20 protein-coding genes are annotated in these 17,233 nt (G+C 71.7%); 8 read left to right on the top strand and 12 right to left on the bottom strand.

Annotated elements, in window-relative coordinates:
- Positions 1 to 2 precede the first annotated feature (2 nt).
- Positions 3 to 461 (top strand): sec-independent translocase, encoded by a 459-nt coding sequence (locus AB0M76_RS11110; protein ID WP_365952583.1) that lies wholly within the window; start codon positions 3 to 5, stop codon positions 459 to 461.
- Positions 462 to 660: 199 nt separating this feature from the next.
- Positions 661 to 1,413 (top strand): hypothetical protein, encoded by a 753-nt coding sequence (locus tag AB0M76_RS11105; RefSeq protein WP_365952582.1) that lies wholly within the window; start codon positions 661 to 663, stop codon positions 1,411 to 1,413.
- A gap of 55 nt (positions 1,414 to 1,468) precedes the next feature.
- Here AB0M76_RS11105 and AB0M76_RS11100 read toward each other — a convergent pair whose 3' ends face one another.
- The 3 genes from AB0M76_RS11100 to AB0M76_RS11090 form a co-directional block, all read right to left on the bottom strand.
- Positions 1,469 to 2,584, bottom strand: coding sequence for a P-loop NTPase (locus tag AB0M76_RS11100; RefSeq protein WP_365952765.1), 1,116 nt, complete (start codon positions 2,582 to 2,584; stop codon positions 1,469 to 1,471).
- Positions 2,585 to 2,671: 87 nt separating this feature from the next.
- On the bottom strand, positions 2,672 to 3,181 hold the full coding sequence (locus tag AB0M76_RS11095) for a DUF1003 domain-containing protein (RefSeq protein ID WP_365952764.1): 510 nt from the start codon (positions 3,179 to 3,181) through the stop codon (positions 2,672 to 2,674).
- Positions 3,182 to 3,356: 175 nt separating this feature from the next.
- The gene (locus AB0M76_RS11090) at positions 3,357 to 4,628 is read right to left on the bottom strand and encodes a CBS domain-containing protein (RefSeq protein ID WP_365952581.1); all 1,272 of its coding nucleotides are present in this window, start codon (positions 4,626 to 4,628) and stop codon (positions 3,357 to 3,359) included.
- A gap of 205 nt (positions 4,629 to 4,833) precedes the next feature.
- Between AB0M76_RS11090 and AB0M76_RS11085 the strand changes: the two genes are divergently transcribed.
- On the top strand, positions 4,834 to 5,622 hold the full coding sequence (locus tag AB0M76_RS11085) for a hypothetical protein (protein WP_365952580.1): 789 nt from the start codon (positions 4,834 to 4,836) through the stop codon (positions 5,620 to 5,622).
- A gap of 32 nt (positions 5,623 to 5,654) precedes the next feature.
- On the opposite strand, the gene AB0M76_RS11080 is transcribed toward AB0M76_RS11085, so the two are convergent.
- Together AB0M76_RS11080 and AB0M76_RS11075 are read right to left on the bottom strand one after the other, a co-directional pair.
- Positions 5,655 to 6,167: a hypothetical protein gene (locus tag AB0M76_RS11080; protein ID WP_365952579.1), complete on the bottom strand. Its 513-nt coding sequence runs from the start codon at positions 6,165 to 6,167 to the stop codon at positions 5,655 to 5,657.
- Positions 6,168 to 6,190: 23 nt separating this feature from the next.
- Positions 6,191 to 7,306: a magnesium and cobalt transport protein CorA gene (locus AB0M76_RS11075; protein ID WP_365952578.1), complete on the bottom strand. Its 1,116-nt coding sequence runs from the start codon at positions 7,304 to 7,306 to the stop codon at positions 6,191 to 6,193.
- A 376-nt stretch (positions 7,307 to 7,682) separates the two neighbouring features.
- On the opposite strand from AB0M76_RS11075, the gene AB0M76_RS11070 reads away from it, so the two are divergent.
- The 4 genes from AB0M76_RS11070 to AB0M76_RS11055 all read left to right on the top strand — a co-directional run bounded on the left by AB0M76_RS11070 (position 7,683) and on the right by AB0M76_RS11055 (position 10,622).
- Positions 7,683 to 8,267, top strand: a complete 585-nt coding sequence (locus AB0M76_RS11070) for a suppressor of fused domain protein (protein ID WP_365952577.1) — start codon at positions 7,683 to 7,685, stop codon at positions 8,265 to 8,267.
- Positions 8,268 to 8,328: 61 nt separating this feature from the next.
- A complete protein-coding gene (locus AB0M76_RS11065) occupies positions 8,329 to 8,970 on the top strand; it encodes a DUF6758 family protein (RefSeq protein WP_365952576.1) in 642 nt (213 codons plus the stop codon).
- A 118-nt stretch (positions 8,971 to 9,088) separates the two neighbouring features.
- Positions 9,089 to 9,955: a PHP domain-containing protein gene (locus AB0M76_RS11060; RefSeq protein ID WP_365952575.1), complete on the top strand. Its 867-nt coding sequence runs from the start codon at positions 9,089 to 9,091 to the stop codon at positions 9,953 to 9,955.
- Positions 9,956 to 10,016: 61 nt separating this feature from the next.
- The gene (locus AB0M76_RS11055; protein WP_365952574.1) at positions 10,017 to 10,622 is read left to right on the top strand and encodes a MarC family protein; all 606 of its coding nucleotides are present in this window, start codon (positions 10,017 to 10,019) and stop codon (positions 10,620 to 10,622) included.
- 79 nt (positions 10,623 to 10,701) lie between these two features.
- On the opposite strand, the gene AB0M76_RS11050 is transcribed toward AB0M76_RS11055, so the two are convergent.
- The 3 genes from AB0M76_RS11050 to AB0M76_RS11040 all read right to left on the bottom strand — a co-directional run bounded on the left by AB0M76_RS11050 (position 10,702) and on the right by AB0M76_RS11040 (position 13,993).
- The gene (locus tag AB0M76_RS11050; protein WP_166663124.1) at positions 10,702 to 10,854 is read right to left on the bottom strand and encodes a hypothetical protein; all 153 of its coding nucleotides are present in this window, start codon (positions 10,852 to 10,854) and stop codon (positions 10,702 to 10,704) included.
- Positions 10,855 to 10,950: 96 nt separating this feature from the next.
- Positions 10,951 to 11,808: an alpha/beta hydrolase gene (locus tag AB0M76_RS11045; protein WP_365952573.1), complete on the bottom strand. Its 858-nt coding sequence runs from the start codon at positions 11,806 to 11,808 to the stop codon at positions 10,951 to 10,953.
- 103 nt (positions 11,809 to 11,911) lie between these two features.
- A complete protein-coding gene (locus AB0M76_RS11040) occupies positions 11,912 to 13,993 on the bottom strand; it encodes a DEAD/DEAH box helicase (protein WP_365952572.1) in 2,082 nt (693 codons plus the stop codon).
- A 495-nt stretch (positions 13,994 to 14,488) separates the two neighbouring features.
- On the opposite strand from AB0M76_RS11040, the gene AB0M76_RS11035 reads away from it, so the two are divergent.
- Complete coding sequence (locus tag AB0M76_RS11035; protein WP_266664043.1) at positions 14,489 to 15,247, top strand: ferritin-like fold-containing protein; 759 nt, start codon at positions 14,489 to 14,491, stop codon at positions 15,245 to 15,247.
- A gap of 129 nt (positions 15,248 to 15,376) precedes the next feature.
- Here AB0M76_RS11035 and AB0M76_RS11030 read toward each other — a convergent pair whose 3' ends face one another.
- From AB0M76_RS11030 to AB0M76_RS11015, 4 genes are all read right to left on the bottom strand, one after another.
- On the bottom strand, positions 15,377 to 15,679 hold the full coding sequence (locus tag AB0M76_RS11030; protein WP_365952571.1) for a hypothetical protein: 303 nt from the start codon (positions 15,677 to 15,679) through the stop codon (positions 15,377 to 15,379).
- A gap of 130 nt (positions 15,680 to 15,809) precedes the next feature.
- Positions 15,810 to 16,037, bottom strand: coding sequence for a DUF3107 domain-containing protein (locus tag AB0M76_RS11025; RefSeq protein WP_365952570.1), 228 nt, complete (start codon positions 16,035 to 16,037; stop codon positions 15,810 to 15,812).
- A gap of 119 nt (positions 16,038 to 16,156) precedes the next feature.
- The gene (locus tag AB0M76_RS11020) at positions 16,157 to 16,810 is read right to left on the bottom strand and encodes a TetR/AcrR family transcriptional regulator (protein WP_365952569.1); all 654 of its coding nucleotides are present in this window, start codon (positions 16,808 to 16,810) and stop codon (positions 16,157 to 16,159) included.
- Positions 16,811 to 17,016: 206 nt separating this feature from the next.
- Positions 17,017 to 17,232, bottom strand: a complete 216-nt coding sequence (locus AB0M76_RS11015; protein ID WP_365952568.1) for a hypothetical protein — start codon at positions 17,230 to 17,232, stop codon at positions 17,017 to 17,019.
- Position 17,233: the final 1 nt, after the last annotated feature.

Raw genomic sequence — 17,233 nt, 5'->3', positions numbered from 1 at the left:
AGGTGTTCAACGACATAGGCGCACTCGAGCTGGTCACGATCGTGGTGCTGGCCATCCTCGTCTTCGGCCCGGACAAGCTGCCCAAGGTGATCCAGGACGTCACCGGGGTCATCCGGAAGATCCGCGCGTTCTCCGACAGCGCGAAGCAGGACATCCGGTCGGAACTCGGTCCCGAGTTCAAGGACTTCGAGTTCGAGGACCTGAACCCGAAGACGTTCATCCGCAAGCAGCTGACCGAGAACGAGGACCTTCGGGAGATCCGCAGCACCTTCGATCTCCGCAAGGAGCTGAACGACGTCACCGACGCCGTCAACAGCAGGGAGACGGCCCCCGCCCCGGCCCCCGCCCCGGCCGCCGCCGGCACCTCCGCCGCGCCCGCCGCCACCGGCCCGGACCTGCTGAAGAAGCCCGCCACCCCGGCCGCCGAGCAGCGCACCCCGTACGACGCCGACGCCACCTAGGTCGTGTCGTCCACATCCCGTCGGGCCGGCGAGGCCTGCGGCCGGTAAGACACCCCCTGATTCGAGCCTTCCCCGGTGATCCGGGGTCCGGTGGCTATCCTCCATGAGTCCGGACCCAGGACGCCCCAGGGTGGGGGTCCCCCCGACGAGATGTGGGGGAGGGCGCGTTCCGGACCCCACGGAACGAGAGGCCGCATCGATGGAGACGACGAGCAGTAGCCGGGTTGGGGTGCAGCCCGCCGAGGCGCCCGCTCCCGCTGCCGCACCAGCAGAACCCGCCGCACCGGCGGAGTCGGCGGCTGCAGCCGCCGAGCCCGCCCCCGCGCAGCCCCAGGAGGCCGCCGCGCCCGTCCCGACGGCCCGCCGGACGGCCGGGGGGTTCCTGGCGGCGGACTTCCCCTGGTACGGGCTGGACGGGGCCTTCACCGGCCCCCGCTGGCTCATGCAGGTGGGCACCGGAGCCGACGGCACCGTCGAGCACGGTTCCACCGGCCACGGCGACGAGCCCTCCGCGCGCGGAGAGCTCGCCACCGGCGAGAAGGAGCGCTTCGCGGTGGTCGTCACCGTCGCGAGCAACCCGCTGCGCCGCAGCAGCGACGGCACCGGCGTCCTGGAGGCCACGTCGGTCTCCTCGGCGGCCTGGCTGGCCGGCTCCGGGCTGCTGGCGTACAGCTGGCCCGGGCAGATGGACCACACCCTGCGCGACGACTGGCTCGACCAGCAGACCGAGGCCGCGTGGGAGCTCGCCGACGACCTCGACGGCGAGGACTGGTCGACGCTCTCGCTCCCCGTGGACGGGGAGCCGACGCCGTTCCACTACCGCGAGTCCGAGTTCGGGTGGGTGCTGGCCGGCTCGACGCGGGGCGGGGTGCACCTCGGTGCGTACGGGCGGGGAATGAGCGCGTACGGGATCGGCTTCTCGGTGATCGGCGACCTGGCCGCATACGAGTAGCCCCGGGTACGGGAAAGGGCACCGCCGGTCGGCGGTGCCCTTCACGTCGCGACGGTCAGAACTTGTTGCGCGGGGTGATGCCCAGGGACATGCCGGCCAGGCCGCGGGCGCGGCCGCCCAGCTTGCCCGCGATCGAGCGCAGCGCCGCACCGGCCGGGGAGTCCGGGTCCGACAGGACGACCGGCTTGCCCTCGTCACCGCCCTCGCGCAGCCGTACGTCGATCGGGATGGAGCCGAGCACCGGGACCGTCGCGCCGACCGTCTTGGTGAGGCCGTCGGCGACCCGCTGGCCACCGCCCGAGCCGAACACGTCGACCATCTCGTCGCAGTGCGGGCACGGCAGCCCGGACATGTTCTCGACGACGCCGACGATCTTCTGGTGCGTCTGCACGGCGATCGAGCCGGCCCGCTCCGCGACCTCCGCCGCGGCCTGCTGCGGGGTGGTCACGACCAGGATCTCCGCGTTCGGCACCAGCTGGGCCACGGAGATCGCGATGTCGCCCGTACCCGGCGGCAGGTCCAGCAGCAGTACGTCCAGGTCGCCCCAGTACACGTCCGCCAGGAACTGCTGGAGGGCCCGGTGCAGCATCGGACCGCGCCACACCACCGGCGCGTTGCCCGGGGTGAACATGCCGATGGAGATGACCTTCACGCCGTGCGCGGACGGCGGCATGATCATGTTCTCGACCTGGGTCGGGCGGCCGTCCACGCCCAGCATGCGCGGCACGCTGTGGCCGTAGATGTCCGCGTCCACGACGCCGACCTTCAGGCCGTCCGCGGCCATCGCCGCGGCCAGGTTCACGGTCACGGACGACTTGCCGACGCCGCCCTTGCCGGACGCGACCGCGTAGACGCGGGTCAGCGAGCCCGGCTTGGCGAACGGGACCTCGCGCTCGGCGGTGCCGCCGCGCAGCGTGGCCGCCAGCTCCTTGCGCTGCTCGTCGCTCATCACGTCCAGCGTGACGGCGACCGACGTGACGCCGGCGACGCGCTCGACGGCCTCGGTGACGTTCTTGGTGATCGTCTCGCGCATGGGGCAGCCCGACACCGTGAGGTAGACCGTGACGGCGACCTCGCCGCCGTCGCCGATCTCCACCGATTTGACCATGCCGAGCTCGGTGATCGGCCGGTGGATCTCGGGGTCGTTCACCGTCGCCAGCGCGTCGAGGATCGCGTCCTGCTCAGGCACGGCGGCGGAGCTTGTGTCGGTAGCCATGCCACGATGGTACGGCTCGGTAGCCTGCCTCCGGAAAGGCCGCTAGCGGTCGCCTTCGTCACTCTCGAGCGGGAATAGCCGCCGCTCGTCCATCTCTTTGATCAGGTCCTGGAACTCCGACCGGATCCAGTCGCGGGTCGCGACCTCGCCCAGACCCATCCGCAGCGCGGCGATCTCCCGGGTCAGGTACTCGGTGTCGGCGATGGAGCGCTCGTTCTGCTTGCGGTCCTGCTCCAGGTTGACCCGGTCCCGGTCGTCCTGCCGGTTCTGCGCGAGCAGGATCAGCGGGGCGGCGTACGAGGCCTGCAGCGACAGCATCAGCGTCAGGAAGATGAACGGGTACTCGTCGAACCTCAGGTGGTCCGGCGCGAAGATGTTCCACAGCACCCACAGGATGATGACCAGGGTCATCCAGACGATGAACCGGCCCGTGCCGAGGAACCGCGCCACCCGCTCCGACAGCCGCCCGAACGCCTCCGGGTCGTACACCGGAAGCAGCCGCCGCCGGTCCGACCGGGGCTGGTCCAGCCGCACCCGCGGCGACCGGGTCAGCGCGGTCGACCCGGTCGAGGAACCGGCCGTCCTGGCCCGCTGCCGCTCGGCGACCTCCTCCTCCCGGCCCGTGAGCCCCTGCTCGCGCGCGGACTCGCGGGCGTGCTCGCGCGCCAGCTCCCGCCGTACGCGGATCTGCTCACGGCGCCGTTCGCGCGCCGGCTCACCGCGTCGCTCACCGGGCACCGGGGACCTCCTCGGCGTGGTAGTCCGTCTCCCGCCAGTCGTCGGGCAGCAGGTGGTCCAGTACGTCGTCCACGGTCACCGCACCCAGCAGCGAACCGCTCTCGTCGACCACCGGTACCGCCACCATGTTGTAGGCGGCGAGATAGCTCGTCACCTGGGGCAGCGAGGCGTCCGGGCGCAGCGGCGGCAGGCCCGCGTCCACGATCGAGCTCACCAGCGTGAACGGGGGGTCCCGCAGCAGCCGCTGGAAGTGCACCGTGCCCAGGTACTTGCCCGTCGGCGTCTCGTCCGGCGGCCGGCACACGTAGACCTGCGCGGCCAGCGCCGGCGACAGGTCCGCCTGCCGTACGCGGGCCAGCGCGTCCGCGACCGTCGCGTCAGGGCGCAGCACGATCGGCTCGGTGGTCATCAGACCGCCCGCGGTGTTCTCCTCGTACGACAGCAGACGGCGCACGTCGGCCGCGTCGTCCGGCTGCATCAGCGTCAGCAGCCGCTCCTTGTCGTCCTCCGGGAGCTCCGAGAGCAGGTCGGCCGCGTCGTCCGGGTCCATCGCCTCCAGGACGTCGGCGGCGCGCTCCTCCTTCAGCTTGCCGAGGATCTCCACCTGCTCGTCCTCGGGCAGCTCCTCCATGACGTCCGCGAGGCGGTCGTCGTCGAGGGCGTTGGCCACCTCCGCGCGCCGCTTCGGCGTCAGGTGGTGCAGGACGTTCGCCACGTCGGCCGGGCGCATCTGCTCGAAGGTGGCCACCAGGCTCTCGGCGCCCTGGCTCTCCTCCTCCAGCGAGAAGCCGGTCACCGCCGACCACTCCACGGTCAGCGTCTCGCCGCGCCGGCGCAGCGCGCCGCCCTTGCCCTTGCGTACGAAGATCTTGTCGATCTCCCAGTCGCGCCGGGCCGGCAGCTGCTGGATGGCCACGTCGAGGACGGTGACCTCCTCGCCGGTGGTGCCCAGCGTCACCCGGCGGTCCAGCAGTTCGCCGAGGACCAGCCGCTCGGTGGGCCGCTGCTCGAAGCGCCGCATGTTGACGACGCCGGTGGTGATTACCTGCCCGGACTCCACGCCCGTCACCCGGGTCATCGGGAGGAAGATCCGGCGCCGGCTGACCACCTCGACCACCAGGCCCAGCAGCCGCGGCGGACGGCCGCCGACGCGGAGCATCGCGACGAGGTCGCGGACGCGGCCGACCTGGTCGCCGTTGGGGTCGAAAACGGGCACACCCGACAGATGCGAGACGAAGATCCGCGGGGCGCCACCAGCCATGCGAGCGCCTCCTAGAGCGTCGATCCTCAGTCCTGCCGCCCCTCAGGCTAGCCCGTGCCGCGGGAGACCGTCCTGGTGGGGCGGTCCGCCCGTGCGCAGGCGGGGGAGGCGGTCGGCCGGGCCGGCCGACCACCCGCCCGGCACGGTTGCTACGGGCGGGTACGCTGCCTGCTGCTCGAAGACGCACGACGAGAGGCACCTGCCCGTGACCGCCTACCTCCCCGCCGCACGGCTGCGCCGGGCGGCCTTCGCCGGTGTTCTGTTCGCGGGCCTGGCCGTCACCGGCGCGGGCTGCGGTGCAGACCCCGACGAGGGCACCAACGGGGTCGGCAAGCTCTCCGCCGACCAGATCGAGGACAAGGCGAAGGCCGCGGCCGGCGCCGCCGACTCGGTCCACCTGTCCGGCACGCTCGTCAGCGGCGGCAAGTCCTTCACGCTCGACATGCGGCTCAAGAAGGACGGCGGCTCCGGCGAGGTGAAGTCGCAGGAGGACACCTTCCAGGTGCTGCGGGTCGGGGAGCAGCTCTACCTCAAGGCGAGCGCCGCCTTCTGGGGCAAGTCCGACTCGGCCGGCAAGCTCGGCGACAAATACGTGAAGGTGCCCGAGAGCGACCCCACGTACAAGCAGTTCCGCGGGTTCACCGACATGCACGTGCTCCTCGACGGGCTGCTCGGACTCGACGGCAAGCTCGCCAAGGGCGACTACACCAAGGTCGGGCCCACCCGCGCGGTCCTGGTCACGGCGGACAAGGGCAAGGGCGGCAAGCTGTCGGTCTCCCTGGAGGGGACCCCGTACCCGCTGCGCCTGGAGCGGGCAGGCGGGGCGGGCCGGGTCGATCTCGTGGAGTGGGGCAAGGCCTTCCCGCTGGAGGCGCCCGCGCAGGACCAGACCGTCGACTACGGCTCCCAGATGCCGACGACCAAGGAGCAGAGCGGGTCGCCCGCCCCGGCCCCGAGCAAGGGCTCCGGCCAGGGCTCGAACCCGACGAAGTAGCCGAAGGGCAAGGAAAAGGAAGGGGACCGGCCCTAGCGGGCCGCCTTCTTCCGCTTGAGCAGCAGCTTCGGCAGGCCGGCCGGGATGGGCCGGCGGGTGACCGCGGGCGAGCCCAGCGGGGCCGCGGCCAGCGATCCGCCCGGCAGGTCGGTGCTCGCCGTCACCGGCTCCAGCCGCAGCAGCCGGCACTCGCGCGCCCACCGCTCGGTCATCTCCTCCGAGTCGGGCGCGTTCAGCCGCTTCCCCTTGAGCTCGGCGACCGCGGCCTGCCACTCCTCGCTGCGGGGCGCGAGCTCCCGTACGGTCGCGGTCCAGGCCACCAGCCGGCCGCCCTTGTCCTTGCTGCGCACGGTCACCTCGGCGGTCGCGCCGTCCGCGAGACCCGGGAACGGCTGCTCACCGGGACCGTCGCCCAGCACGTGGGCCGCGCCGTCCACCCAGGCGTGCCACAGGGCCCGGTCGGCCCCGGAGCCGCGGACCCAGATCAGGCCGGACTTCTTCGTGGCCTCCTCGACGAGGGCCAGGTCGAGCGTGCTGAGAGTCATGCGCACCAGAGTAGGGGGTGGCACTAGAGCCAGCCGTGGCGGCGCAGGGCGCGGTGGATGGTGAAGCAGATGGCGACGATCGTGGCCATCACCATCGGATAGCCGTAGCGCCACCGGAGCTCCGGCATGTGGTCGAAGTTCATCCCGTAGACCCCGCAGATCATCGTCGGGACGGCGATGATCGCCGCCCAGGAGGTGATCTTGCGCATGTCCTCGTTCTGGGCGACCGTCGCCTGGGCCAGGTTGGCCTGGAGGATCGAGTTCAGCAGCTCGTCGAAGCCGACGACCTGCTCGTGCACCCGCGCCAGGTGGTCGGCGACGTCGCGGAAGTACTTCTGGATGTCCGGGTCGACCAGCCGCATCGGGCGCTCGCTCAGCAGCTCCATCGGCCGCAGCAGCGGGGCGACGGCCCGCTTGAACTCCAGCACCTCGCGCTTGAGCTGGTAGATGCGGCCCGCGTCGCCGCCGCGCGCACTGCCCTTGGCGGGCGCGGCGAACACCGCGCTCTCCACCTCGTCGATGTCGTCCTGGACGGCCGCCGCGACCGCGATGTACCCGTCGACGACGTGGTCGGCGATGGAGTGCAGGACCGAGGAGGGGCCCTTGGCCAGGAGGTCGGGGTCGTCCTGGAGCCGGTGGCGCAGCCCCTTGAGGGAGCCCTGGCCGCCGTGCCGGACCGTGATGACGAAGTCCGGGCCGGTGAAGCACATCACCTCGCCGGTCTCCACCACCTCGCTGGTGGCGGTCAGTTCGGCGTGCTCCACGTAGTGGATCGTCTTGAAGACGGTGAAGAGCGTGTCGTCGTAGCGCTCCAGCTTCGGCCGCTGGTGCGCGTGCACCGCGTCCTCCACGGCGAGCGGGTGCAGCCCGAAGGTGGCGGCGATCCCCGCGAACTCCGCCTCGGTCGGCTCGTGCAGGCCGATCCATGCGAAGCCGCCGCCCTCGCGGACCCGGGCCATCGCCTCACGCGGCGTCAGGCAGGCTGATCCCAGAGCGCGTCGGCCGTCGCGGTACACGGCGCAGTCGACGACCGCGCTGCTCGCGGACGGGTCGCGGGTGGTGTCGTAGCCGGGCTGGGCCGGGGTGGACCTGCGCAGGGCCGGACGTACGGCGGCACGGAGGTAGGGCAGCATCGACATGGCAGGCTCCTTCGCACGCACGGCTGCGGACCGTACGGGTGGGAGGCCTTCCGCCGCTGCCGGCGGGCAGGGCCGGGCAGACGGAAGGAACAGGACGGGAGGACAAAGTTCTGCCGTCGCTCTTCGACTGATCAGATGATCAAACGGGCTGGAACGTGCCCGTACCGGGAGTGGAAGAGCGGTTGGTACTGCACGATCGACTTCGATCCATTGCAGCCCCACCTCCTCCGGCCGGTCCCCCGTGGAGGACGTCCTGTCGTCGGACGCCCTGAACAACTCTTCAAGAGTGTGGCCCCGACCAGCGGTCAACATTATCAGCCGACGGATGGTCAAGACCCGCGCTTTACCCGCCTCATACGAGTTCTATGCTCGCTTCATGGCAGAAATTCTGGCTCTCGTCGAAGCCCGGCTGCGCAGCGCACTCGGCGAACCCGACGCCCGCGCCGCCGTCACCTTCCTCGGCACCGACCGCATCGAAGTGCTCCGCTTCGCCGAGGGCGACCTCGTGCGCTACGCGACCCTCGGCATGTCCGCGCATCCGATGGGCGACCCGACCTCCGTGGTGGCCGACCCGTTGCGCGGACCGCGCGCCGAGCTCGTGCTGACCGTACGGGCGGGCCTGGCGCCCACCGACAAGCTGCTGCGGCCCCTCGCGGTGCTGGGCGCCTCGCCGCAGGTGGAGGGGCTGGTCGTGACCCCCGGCGCCTCGCTCGACGTCGGCGGCCCGCTGTGGGACGGGGCGCCCTTCACCTCCGTACTCGTCGCGGAGCCGGGCGGGCTGGTCGAGGACCTGGAACTCGACGAGCCCATGGACCCGGTGCACTTCCTCCCCCTCCTGCCGATGACGGCCAACGAGGCCGCGTGGAAGCGGGTGCACGGCGCGGCGGCGCTCCAGGAACGCTGGCTGTCGCACGGCACGGATCTGCGGGATCCTCTTCGTACCGCCGTGGCGCTGGACTGAGACATCCGGACGGGTGATCGTGTCTTGACGGGGCGCCGGGCGGGGAGGAGCGTGGCTTCTTATGAGGGGCGAACCAAGTTGCCCGAAGTGCGGCGGTCGGGTCAGGGCGCCCGGGCTTTTCTCCGACTCGTGGCAGTGTGCGGTGCATGGCACGGTGCACCCCCTGCAGCCCGTCATCCCGCCCAGCGTCGAAGGCCTGGGCGTCGTGGTGAACCGGGCGAAGGTGCCGGTGTGGATGCCGTGGCCGCTGCCGGTGGGGTGGCTGTTCACCGGGGTGGCCGCGGCCGGTGACGACCGCAGCGGGGGTCGCGCGACGGCGGTGGCCTGCACGGGCCCCGGACCGCTCGGCGGGTTGGGGGAGCTGCTGCTGGTCGCCGAGGAGTTGGGGGTCGGCCTCGGCGCGCGGTACGCCGGGATCGACGGTCCCGACCCCGGTACGTACATCGACGTCTCGGCCCCGCCGCACGCCAAGGTCGTCGCGGCGGGCCGCCCGACACCGCTGTGGCACGTGAAGGGAGCCCCGGAGGACCGGGCCGTGTTCGCCGGCGAGGCGCGCGGGCTGTGGCTGTGGGCCGTGGTCTGGCCGGAGCAGTCCGGCCTGCTGATGTACGACGAACTGGTGTTGACGGACCTGCGCGATGCGGGCGCCGAGGTCGAACTCCTCCCGTGCGGCGCGCTGAGCCCGCGCGTGCTGGGTCCGTAGCCGGACACCCCAAGGCCCCCGCCGGGGGCCGGGTGTCGGGTGGCGTGGCGCCCGTACGGCAGGCGGGCGGTACCCTGGGGTGTCCCCCCGTACCCGCGAGACCCCTGGAGCCCCGGCCGTGCGCATCGATCTGCACGCCCACTCCACGGCCTCCGACGGGACCGACACCCCCGCCGAGCTGGTCCGCAATGCGGCCGCCGCCGGGCTGGACGTGGTCGCACTGACCGATCACGACACCGTCGGGGGATACACCGAAGCCCTCGCCGCGGTGCCGCACGGGCTCACCCTCGTCACCGGCATGGAGCTGTCCTGCCGGCTCGACGGCATCGGGATGCACATGCTCGCGTACCTCTTCGACCCCGAGGAGCCCGAGCTCGCCCGTGAGCGGGAGCTCGTCCGCGACGACCGCACCCCGCGCGCCCACGCCATGATCGGCAAGCTCCGGGAGCTCGGCGTCGACGTCACCTGGGAGCAGGTCTCCCGGATCGCGGGCGAAGGCTCCGTCGGGCGGCCGCACATCGCCACCGCGCTCGTCGAGCTGGGCGTCGTACCCAGCGTGTCCGACGCGTTCACGGCGGACTGGCTCGCCGACGGCGGCCGCGCGTACGCCGAGAAGCACGAGCTGGACCCCTTCGAAGCCATCCGCCTCGTCAAGGCGGCCGGCGGGGTCACCGTGTTCGCGCACCCCGCCGCCGTCAAGCGCGGCCGGTGCGTACCCGAGTCCGCGATAGCCGAGCTCGCGTCCGCAGGCCTGGACGGGATCGAGGTGGACCACATGGACCACGACTCCGACACGCGCGCGCGGCTGCGCGCCCTGGCCGGCGAGCTCGGACTCCTCGCGACCGGGTCCAGCGACTACCACGGCAGCCGCAAGACCTGCCGCCTCGGGGAGTACACGACCGACCCCGAGATCTACGGCGAGATCACGCGCCGCGCGACGGGGGCCTTCCCCGTTCCGGGCGCCGGCGGAGCGACCGGCGCGTAACCGCGCTTCGCCGCCCCTTCTTCTTTCTTCGTAACACCCCTCTCTCCTGCAAGGCATCACTGTGTTCGACTTCGCCGTCTTCGGATCCCTATTTCTCACGCTTTTTGTGATTATGGACCCCCCGGGGATCACGCCGATCTTCCTCGCCCTGACCTCCGGCCGCCCCGCCAAGGTGCAGCGCCGTATGGCCTGGCAGGCCGTCTGCGTGGCCTTCGGCGTCATCGCCGTCTTCGGTATCTGCGGCCAGCAGATCCTGGACTACCTGCACGTCTCCGTCCCCGCGCTGATGATCGCGGGCGGTCTGCTGCTCCTGCTCATCGCGCTCGACCTGCTCACCGGCAAGAACGACGAGCCCAAGCAGACCAAGGACGTGAACGTCGCCCTCGTGCCGCTCGGCATGCCGCTGCTCGCCGGTCCCGGTGCGATCGTGTCCGTCATCCTCGCCGTGCAGAAGGCGGACGGGGTCACCGGCCAGGTCTCGGTCTGGCTGGCGATCATCGCCATGCACGTCGTGCTGTGGCTCACGATGCGCTACTCGCTCGTGATCATCCGGGTCATCAAGGAGGGCGGCGTCGTCCTCGTGACGCGGCTCGCCGGCATGATGCTCTCCGCGATCGCCGTCCAGCAGATCATCAACGGCGTGCTCCAGGTCATTCACACGGCCTGACCCGTTCCCGCGTACGCGAACGCCCCCGCACCGGATCGGTGCGGGGGCGTCTGCGGCATGTGCGGATTGAGCGGAGGTGTCAGGAGGACGCACTCTCGGCCGGTCGGATCAGAATGCGCTGGCCTACGGCGGCCGCCTGCTGCACGATCCGGTTGACGGAGGCCGCGTCCACGACGGTGCTGTCCACGGCGGATCCGTCGACATCGTCCAGGCGCAGAATCTCGAAGCGCATGGGGCTTCTCCCTTCGTCAGTGTTCTCCTTGCACTGTTCCAACGAAGTGTAAGAGGCAAACATTCCCTACGCTAAGGAAATTTTTTCATTCGCTAACTAAACCTGGGGGTGGGCGTCCCAGAACGCAGCCAGCGCACCGGCCGTGACCTGCGGATTCTCCGCATTGGGGGAGTGCTCGGTACCCGGTACGACGACCCGCTCAGCGCCCAGTCGATGTGTCATGTCGTCCATCAGCGGGACCGGCCACGCGTAGTCGACCTCGCCGGACAGCACGAGCTTCGGCAGGTCCACCCCGCTCAGCACGTCCACCCGGTCCGGCTCGGAGACCAGGATCCGGCCCGTGGCGATCAGCTGCTCGGGCACCGTGGCCAGCCACCGCCCGCGCAGGAAATCCGCGAGCTCGGGAGCGTCGGGCACCGCGTCCTCCGGGTCGAAGGACCGCATCGCCGTCCATACGCCCGGCATGTCTTCGCGCATTGCCTCCAGGGCGGAGACCAGCAGCTTCGTACGCTCCTGCTGGCCCTCGGAGATCGCGGCCGGGCCGCTGCTCATCAGGGTGAGGGAGGCGAAGGGCGCCGCATCGCGCAGTACGGCGGCCCGCGCGATCAGCCCGCCCAGCGAGTGGCCGACCAGGTGGACCGAACCCCCGCCCAGCGCGGCGGCCTGGGCGTGGACGTCCAGCGCCAGCTCGTCCAGCGCGTACGCCGATTCCTCGCGCGGTCCGGGGCTCTCGTGCTGCCCGCGCCCGTCAACCGCGACCACCCGGTACCCGGCGCCGGCCAGCGGCTCGAGGAGGCCGATGAAGTCCTCCTTGCTGCCCGTGAAACCGGGGACCAGCAGGGCGGTGCCGCGGACCGGCTCACCGGCCTCGTGCACGGCGAACCCGCCGCGGGCGGTGGACAGGACGTGCGCACGGGCACCGGACGGCAGCGTGAGGCGGGGCGGCTTGCTCATGGCCAGAGGTTACCGGCCCGTAGGGGCCTGTCCAGCCCGGGTACGCCGGTGGCCCCGGCCCCCTCGGAAGGGGACCGGGGCCACCGGACGGCGGAACGGGGGATCAGGCCTCCGTGGTCTCCGCGACGGCCTTGCGGGTCCGCGTGCGCTTCGGCTTCGCCGGGGCCTCCTCGGCGGCCGGCGCGGCCGGAGCCTCGACGACGGCAGCGGCGGCCTTGCGGGTCCGGGTGCGCTTCGGCTTGACCGGAGCCTCCTCGGCCACCGCGGCGGCCTCGGCGACGACCGGAGCGGCCTCTGCGACCTTGCGGGTCCGGGTGGTGGCGGTGCGGCGGGCCTTGACCGGGGGCTCCACGGGCGGGGCCACCTGGAAGTCCGGCTCCGGGGCCGCGTCGACGACCTTGCGGGTCCGGCGGGCCTTGACCACAGTCTCCGCGGCCGGAGCCTCGGCGATCGGGGTCACCTGGGCGAGGACGGGCTTCTGGGTCGGGACCCGGCGGGCCCTGACCGGCTCGGCCTTGACCGGCTCGGCCTTGACCGGCTCGGCCTTGACCGGCTCGGCCTTGACCGGCTCGGCCTGCGGGGCCTGCTGGAAGTCCGGCTCCGCCACGACCGGCGCCTCGGCGACCTTGCGGGTCCGGGTCCGGCGGGCCTTGACCGGGGCCTCCTCGGCGGGAGCCTCGGTGACCGGGGCCACCGGGGCGGCCTCGACGACCGGGGCGACCGGGGCCGCCTCGGCCACGGCAGCCGCAGCGGCGGCAGCCGTCGTCACGGAACGCGTCCGCCGGCGCCGCGGCTTGCGCGACTCGTCGCCGGCCGGAGCCTCGGGGGCCTCGGCCTCGACCACGGGGGTGACGGCAGCGCCCTCGGCACCGAGCTCCGACCCGCTCCGCGTACGGCGGCGCTGGCGCGGGGTGCGCGTACGGGCGGGACGCTCCTCGACCACCGCAGCGGCGGCGGCGGCCGGACCGCGGCCGCCACGGCCACCGCGGCCGCCGGTCTCGCCCAGGTCCTCGAGCTCCTCGGCCTTCAGGCCGGCCCGCACGCGCTCGGTGCGCGGCAGGATGCCCTTGGTGCCGGCCGGGATGTTCAGCTCCTCGAACAGGTGCGGAGACGTGGAGTACGTCTCGGCCGGGTCGTGGAAGTCCAGCTCCAGCGCCTTGTTGATCAGCTGCCAGCGCGGGATGTCGTCCCAGTCGACCAGGGTGACGGCGGTGCCCTTGTTGCCCGCGCGGCCGGTACGGCCCACGCGGTGCAGGAAGGTCTTCTCGTCCTCCGGCGTCTGGTAGTTGATGACGTGGGTGACACCCTCGACATCGATACCGCGCGCGGCGACGTCCGTGCACACCAGCACGTCGACCTTGCCGTTGCGGAACGCACGCAGCGCCTGCTCGCGCGCGCCCTGGCCCAGGTCGCCGTGGACGGCGCCGGACGCGAAGCCGCGCTTCTCCAGCTGCTCGGCGATGTCGGCCGCCGTGCGCTTGGTACGGCAGAAGATCATGGCCAGCCCGCGGCCCTCGGCCTGCAGGATGCGGGAGACGAGCTCCGGCTTGTCCATGTTGTGCGCACGGAAGACGTGCTGCTTGATGTTGGCGACGGTCACGCCCTCGCCCTCGGGCGAGGTGGCGCGGATGTGCGTCGGCTGCGTCATGTACCGGCGGGCCAGGCCGATGACCGCGCCCGGCATGGTCGCCGAGAACAGCATCGTCTGGCGCTTGGCCGGCAGGTAGTTCATGATCTTCTCGACGTCGGGCAGGAAGCCCAGGTCGAGCATCTCGTCGGCCTCATCCAGGACGAGGGCCTTGACGTGCGACAGGTCGAGCTTGCGCTGACCGGCCAGGTCGAGCAGGCGGCCCGGGGTGCCGACGATCACGTCGACGCCCTTCTTGAGCGCCTCGACCTGGGGCTCGTACGCGCGGCCGCCGTATATGGCGAGGACGCGGACGTTGCGGACCTTGCCCGCGGTCAGCAGGTCGTTGGTGACCTGGGTGCACAGCTCGCGCGTCGGGACGACGACGAGGGCCTGCGGGGAGTCGGTGAGCTGCGCGGGCGTGGCCCGGCCGGCCTCGACGTCCGCGGGGACGACGACCCGCTCCAGCAGCGGAAGGCCGAAACCGAGCGTCTTGCCGGTTCCGGTCTTCGCCTGGCCGATGACGTCCGTGCCGGAAAGGGCGACGGGGAGGGTCATCTCCTGGATCGGGAAGGGGGACACAATGCCGACGGCCTCAAGGGCTTCGGCCGTCTCGGGAAAGATCCCGAGGTCTCGGAACGTAGTCAGGGTGCTGCCTCTTCTGTGAGACGCGGCGCGAGGCGGCGAGGGGGGTCGTACCGTGCCTGGCTTGCAGTACTGCGCCCCGCCCAAAGTTCGGGAGAGCCATTACGAAGCTGCGCGGGACCACTAGCCTTCGCTCAAGCGCTTGTGCCGCTGAGGGGGCCCCTCGTGGAGAGGCGGTACGCATGGACGTACGCATCACGCCGAGGGCGGTCGGGTGGAGCCGATCGGGCCACCGACCGGGCATCCTCATTCGGATGGCCCGCCGAGTATCCGGCAGGCGCATTACCACTGTACCCCGGAATCGCGCAGCTGTGTCGGGTGAATTCACCTGGTAGTCGCGTTTGGGCGGACCGACAGTGACCGGATGCGGTGCCTTGCAGGGCGTTCCGGCGGGCTATTGTGCGGAGCATGTCCACCGTTGAAAACGCATCGCCCTCCGACGACAGCACCGCCGCCGAGGCGACCGGGATCGCTGCCCAGGACTGGGCGACCGCCTCCGCCTCGCCGCAGTACCGGGCCGCCGTCGTGGACCTGCTGGGCGCACTCGCGTACGGAGAGCTCGCGGCCTTCGAGCGCCTCGCGGAGGACGCGAAGCTCGCACCCACCCTCGACGACAAGGCCGAGCTCGCGAAGATGGCCTCCGCGGAGTTCCACCACTTCGAGCGGCTGCGCGACCGGCTGGCGGCGATCGACGCCGAGCCCACCGCCGCCATGGAGCCCTTCGCCAAGGGCGTCGACGACTTCCACCGCCAGACCGCGCCGTCGGACTGGCTGGAGGGCCTGGTCAAGGCCTACGTCGGTGACTCGATCGCCAGCGACTTCTACCGCGAGGTCGCCAGCCACCTGGACACCGACACGCGCGCCCTGGTCGTGAGCGTGCTGGACGACACCGGCCACGGCGGCTTCGCCGTCGAGAAGGTGCGGGCCGCCATCGAGGCCGACCCGCGCTGCGGCGGCCGGCTCGCGCTGTGGGCCCGCCGGCTGATGGGCGAGGCGCTCTCGCAGGCGCAGCGTGTGGTCGCCGAGCGTGACGCGCTCTCCACCATGCTGGTCGGCGGCGTGGACGGGATGGCGGCCGGCTTCGACCTGGCGGCCGTCGGCGAGATGTTCACCCGGATCACCAAGGCGCACACGAAGCGGATGGCCGCACTGGGCCTCGCCGCCTGATCGCTTCACCTGCTCGCCCTCACCTGCACGTACGTCGGCCCCGGCGCGGAATACCGCGCCGGGGCCGACGTACGTGGTCAGTCGGAGGAGCCGGAGGAGTCGGACGAGCCGGAGGAGTCCGAGGACCGGTCAGCCCTGCGACGGGAGCGAAAACGGAGTCCGGTGGGACGAGCGCCGGGGCCCCGCGCCGGGACGCAGCAGCAGCGACAGCACCACCGCGGAGACCAGCACCGAGCCGACCAGGGTCGCGGTCAGCGTGTTGTGCCCCGGGCCGAGCGCGAACTGCGTGAGATAAGCCCCGAACAGCGCCCCCAGCAGCCCGCTGACCAGCACCAATCTCGGGGACGGCAGCCGCTGTGCGAGCACCCGTACGGCCACTCCGGCCAGGGCGAGGCCCAGGAGGGCAGAGCCGAGCGCTTCCATCAGCAGCATGTGGGCCTCCCGCAGGTCAGGGGCAAACCGGTTCACTGCGGTCCTACCCGAAGCGGAAGAAAGGGAAACGGCCCGGTGGAATCAACCACCGGGCCGTTCCACCCAGTTCTCGAACGCGGGTCGCGCTGCTTCAGAGCGCGCCGAAACCGACCTTGCGCACGTTCGGCTCGCCCAGGTCGACGTACGACAGGCGGTCGGCCGGCACCAGGACCTTGCGGCCCTTGTTGTCGGTGAGGCTCAGCAGCGGCTCCGAACCGGTCAGCGCGGCCGTGACGATGCGCTCCAGCTCCTCGGCGCTCAAGTCGCTCTCCAGCACGATCTCCCGGGGTGCGTGCTGCACGCCGATCTTGACCTCCACGGCTTTGTCCCTCCGATGGTCGGTTGTGCGCGATCAGCCGCGCCGTACCGGTCCACATTAGCCCGGAGAGGGGACGCGGATGCGGCGCTCCGGACACGCTCGCAGCGAACAGCGGCCGGTCAGGCCTGTTCCTGCGCGCCCTCCGTGCCGTGCAGCGGGAAGCCGGCGATACCGCGCCAGGCCAGCGAGGTCAGCAGCCCCACCGCCGTGTCACGGGCGACCGGGCTCTCGCTGGAGAGCCAGTACCGGGCCACGACCTGCGAGACGCCGCCCAGGCCCACGGCGAGCAGCATCGACTCGTCCTTGGACAGGCCGGTGTCCTCGGCGATCACGTCGGAGATGGCCTCGGCGCACTGCAGCGAGACGCGGTCGACGCGCTCGCGCACCGCCGGCTCGTTGGTCAGGTCGGACTCGAAGACCAGCCGGAACGCGCCGCCCTCGTCCTCCACGTACGCGAAGTAGGCGTCCATGGTCGCGGCCACGCGCAGCTTGTTGTCCGTCGTCGACGCGAGCGCCGTGCGCACGGCGAGCAGCAGGGCCTCGCAGTGCTGGTCCAGCAGCGCCAGGTAGAGGTCGAGCTTGCCCGGGAAGTGCTGGTACAGCACCGGCTTGCTGACTCCGGCACGCTCGGCGATGTCGTCCATCGCCGCCGCGTGGTAGCCCTGCGCGACGAAGACCTCCTGGGCCGCGCCCAAGAGCTGATTGCGTCGGGCTCGGCGCGGCAGTCGCGTGCCCCGGGGACGCGCTGCCTCCGTCTGCTCGATGGCTGTCACGCCGCCTCCCACTTTCTCTAAGAACACACAGTGCGCTCTGCGCCGCGCCGCCATCGTACTTTTCGGTAACCGAATCTGGAGGGTCGAAGCCGAGTTTTCTCGCTGTACGGACCGCCCGGAGACGCTGGTCAGCGGTACTCGGCAGGGGTACCGCGCGGTAGCTTTGAGCTGGGGGTACCCTCCCGGGCCGCCAGGCCCAGGGGGAGTCAGCGGTAGTCGTCCTCGTCCAGGGTCACCACCCGCGCCTGCTCGACGGCGTCCCCGTCCGCAGCCTCGTCGCGGTCCACCCCGGTGACCCGGTCGTCGTCGTCGGGCTGCAACTCGGCCAGCTGTTCCGCCGTATCGGCCTCGGGTGCCTCGGCGTCGAGGGTTTCCCGGAATCGGTCCTGGAAGGTATCCGGCTCTGCGGGGTCGACGGTCATG

It is taken from the genome of Streptomyces sp. NPDC051364, from assembly GCF_040682115.1.
GTDB lineage: Bacteria > Actinomycetota > Actinomycetes > Streptomycetales > Streptomycetaceae > Streptomyces.
The sequence above is the reverse complement of the archived record's forward strand: the minus strand, read 5'-3'. Positions and strand labels throughout refer to the sequence as shown.

What these genes read in the sequence shown, in the direction of transcription:
- AB0M76_RS11105 (WP_365952582.1), top strand. Translation starts at nt 661, where the DNA reads ATGGAGACGACGAGCAGTAGCCGGGTTGGGGTGCAGCCCGCCGAGGCG.
- AB0M76_RS11090 (WP_365952581.1), bottom strand. Translation starts at nt 4,628, where the DNA reads ATGGCTGGTGGCGCCCCGCGGATCTTCGTCTCGCATCTGTCGGGTGTG.
- AB0M76_RS11080 (WP_365952579.1), bottom strand. Translation starts at nt 6,167, where the DNA reads ATGACTCTCAGCACGCTCGACCTGGCCCTCGTCGAGGAGGCCACGAAG.
- AB0M76_RS11075 (WP_365952578.1), bottom strand. Translation starts at nt 7,306, where the DNA reads ATGTCGATGCTGCCCTACCTCCGTGCCGCCGTACGTCCGGCCCTGCGC.
- AB0M76_RS11070 (WP_365952577.1), top strand. Translation starts at nt 7,683, where the DNA reads ATGGCAGAAATTCTGGCTCTCGTCGAAGCCCGGCTGCGCAGCGCACTC.
- AB0M76_RS11065 (WP_365952576.1), top strand. Translation starts at nt 8,329, where the DNA reads ATGAGGGGCGAACCAAGTTGCCCGAAGTGCGGCGGTCGGGTCAGGGCG.
- AB0M76_RS11050 (WP_166663124.1), bottom strand. Translation starts at nt 10,854, where the DNA reads ATGCGCTTCGAGATTCTGCGCCTGGACGATGTCGACGGATCCGCCGTG.
- AB0M76_RS11045 (WP_365952573.1), bottom strand. Translation starts at nt 11,808, where the DNA reads ATGAGCAAGCCGCCCCGCCTCACGCTGCCGTCCGGTGCCCGTGCGCAC.
- AB0M76_RS11040 (WP_365952572.1), bottom strand. Translation starts at nt 13,993, where the DNA reads ATGACCCTCCCCGTCGCCCTTTCCGGCACGGACGTCATCGGCCAGGCG.
- AB0M76_RS11035 (WP_266664043.1), top strand. Translation starts at nt 14,489, where the DNA reads ATGTCCACCGTTGAAAACGCATCGCCCTCCGACGACAGCACCGCCGCC.
- AB0M76_RS11030 (WP_365952571.1), bottom strand. Translation starts at nt 15,679, where the DNA reads ATGCTGCTGATGGAAGCGCTCGGCTCTGCCCTCCTGGGCCTCGCCCTG.
- AB0M76_RS11015 (WP_365952568.1), bottom strand. Translation starts at nt 17,232, where the DNA reads ATGACCGTCGACCCCGCAGAGCCGGATACCTTCCAGGACCGATTCCGG.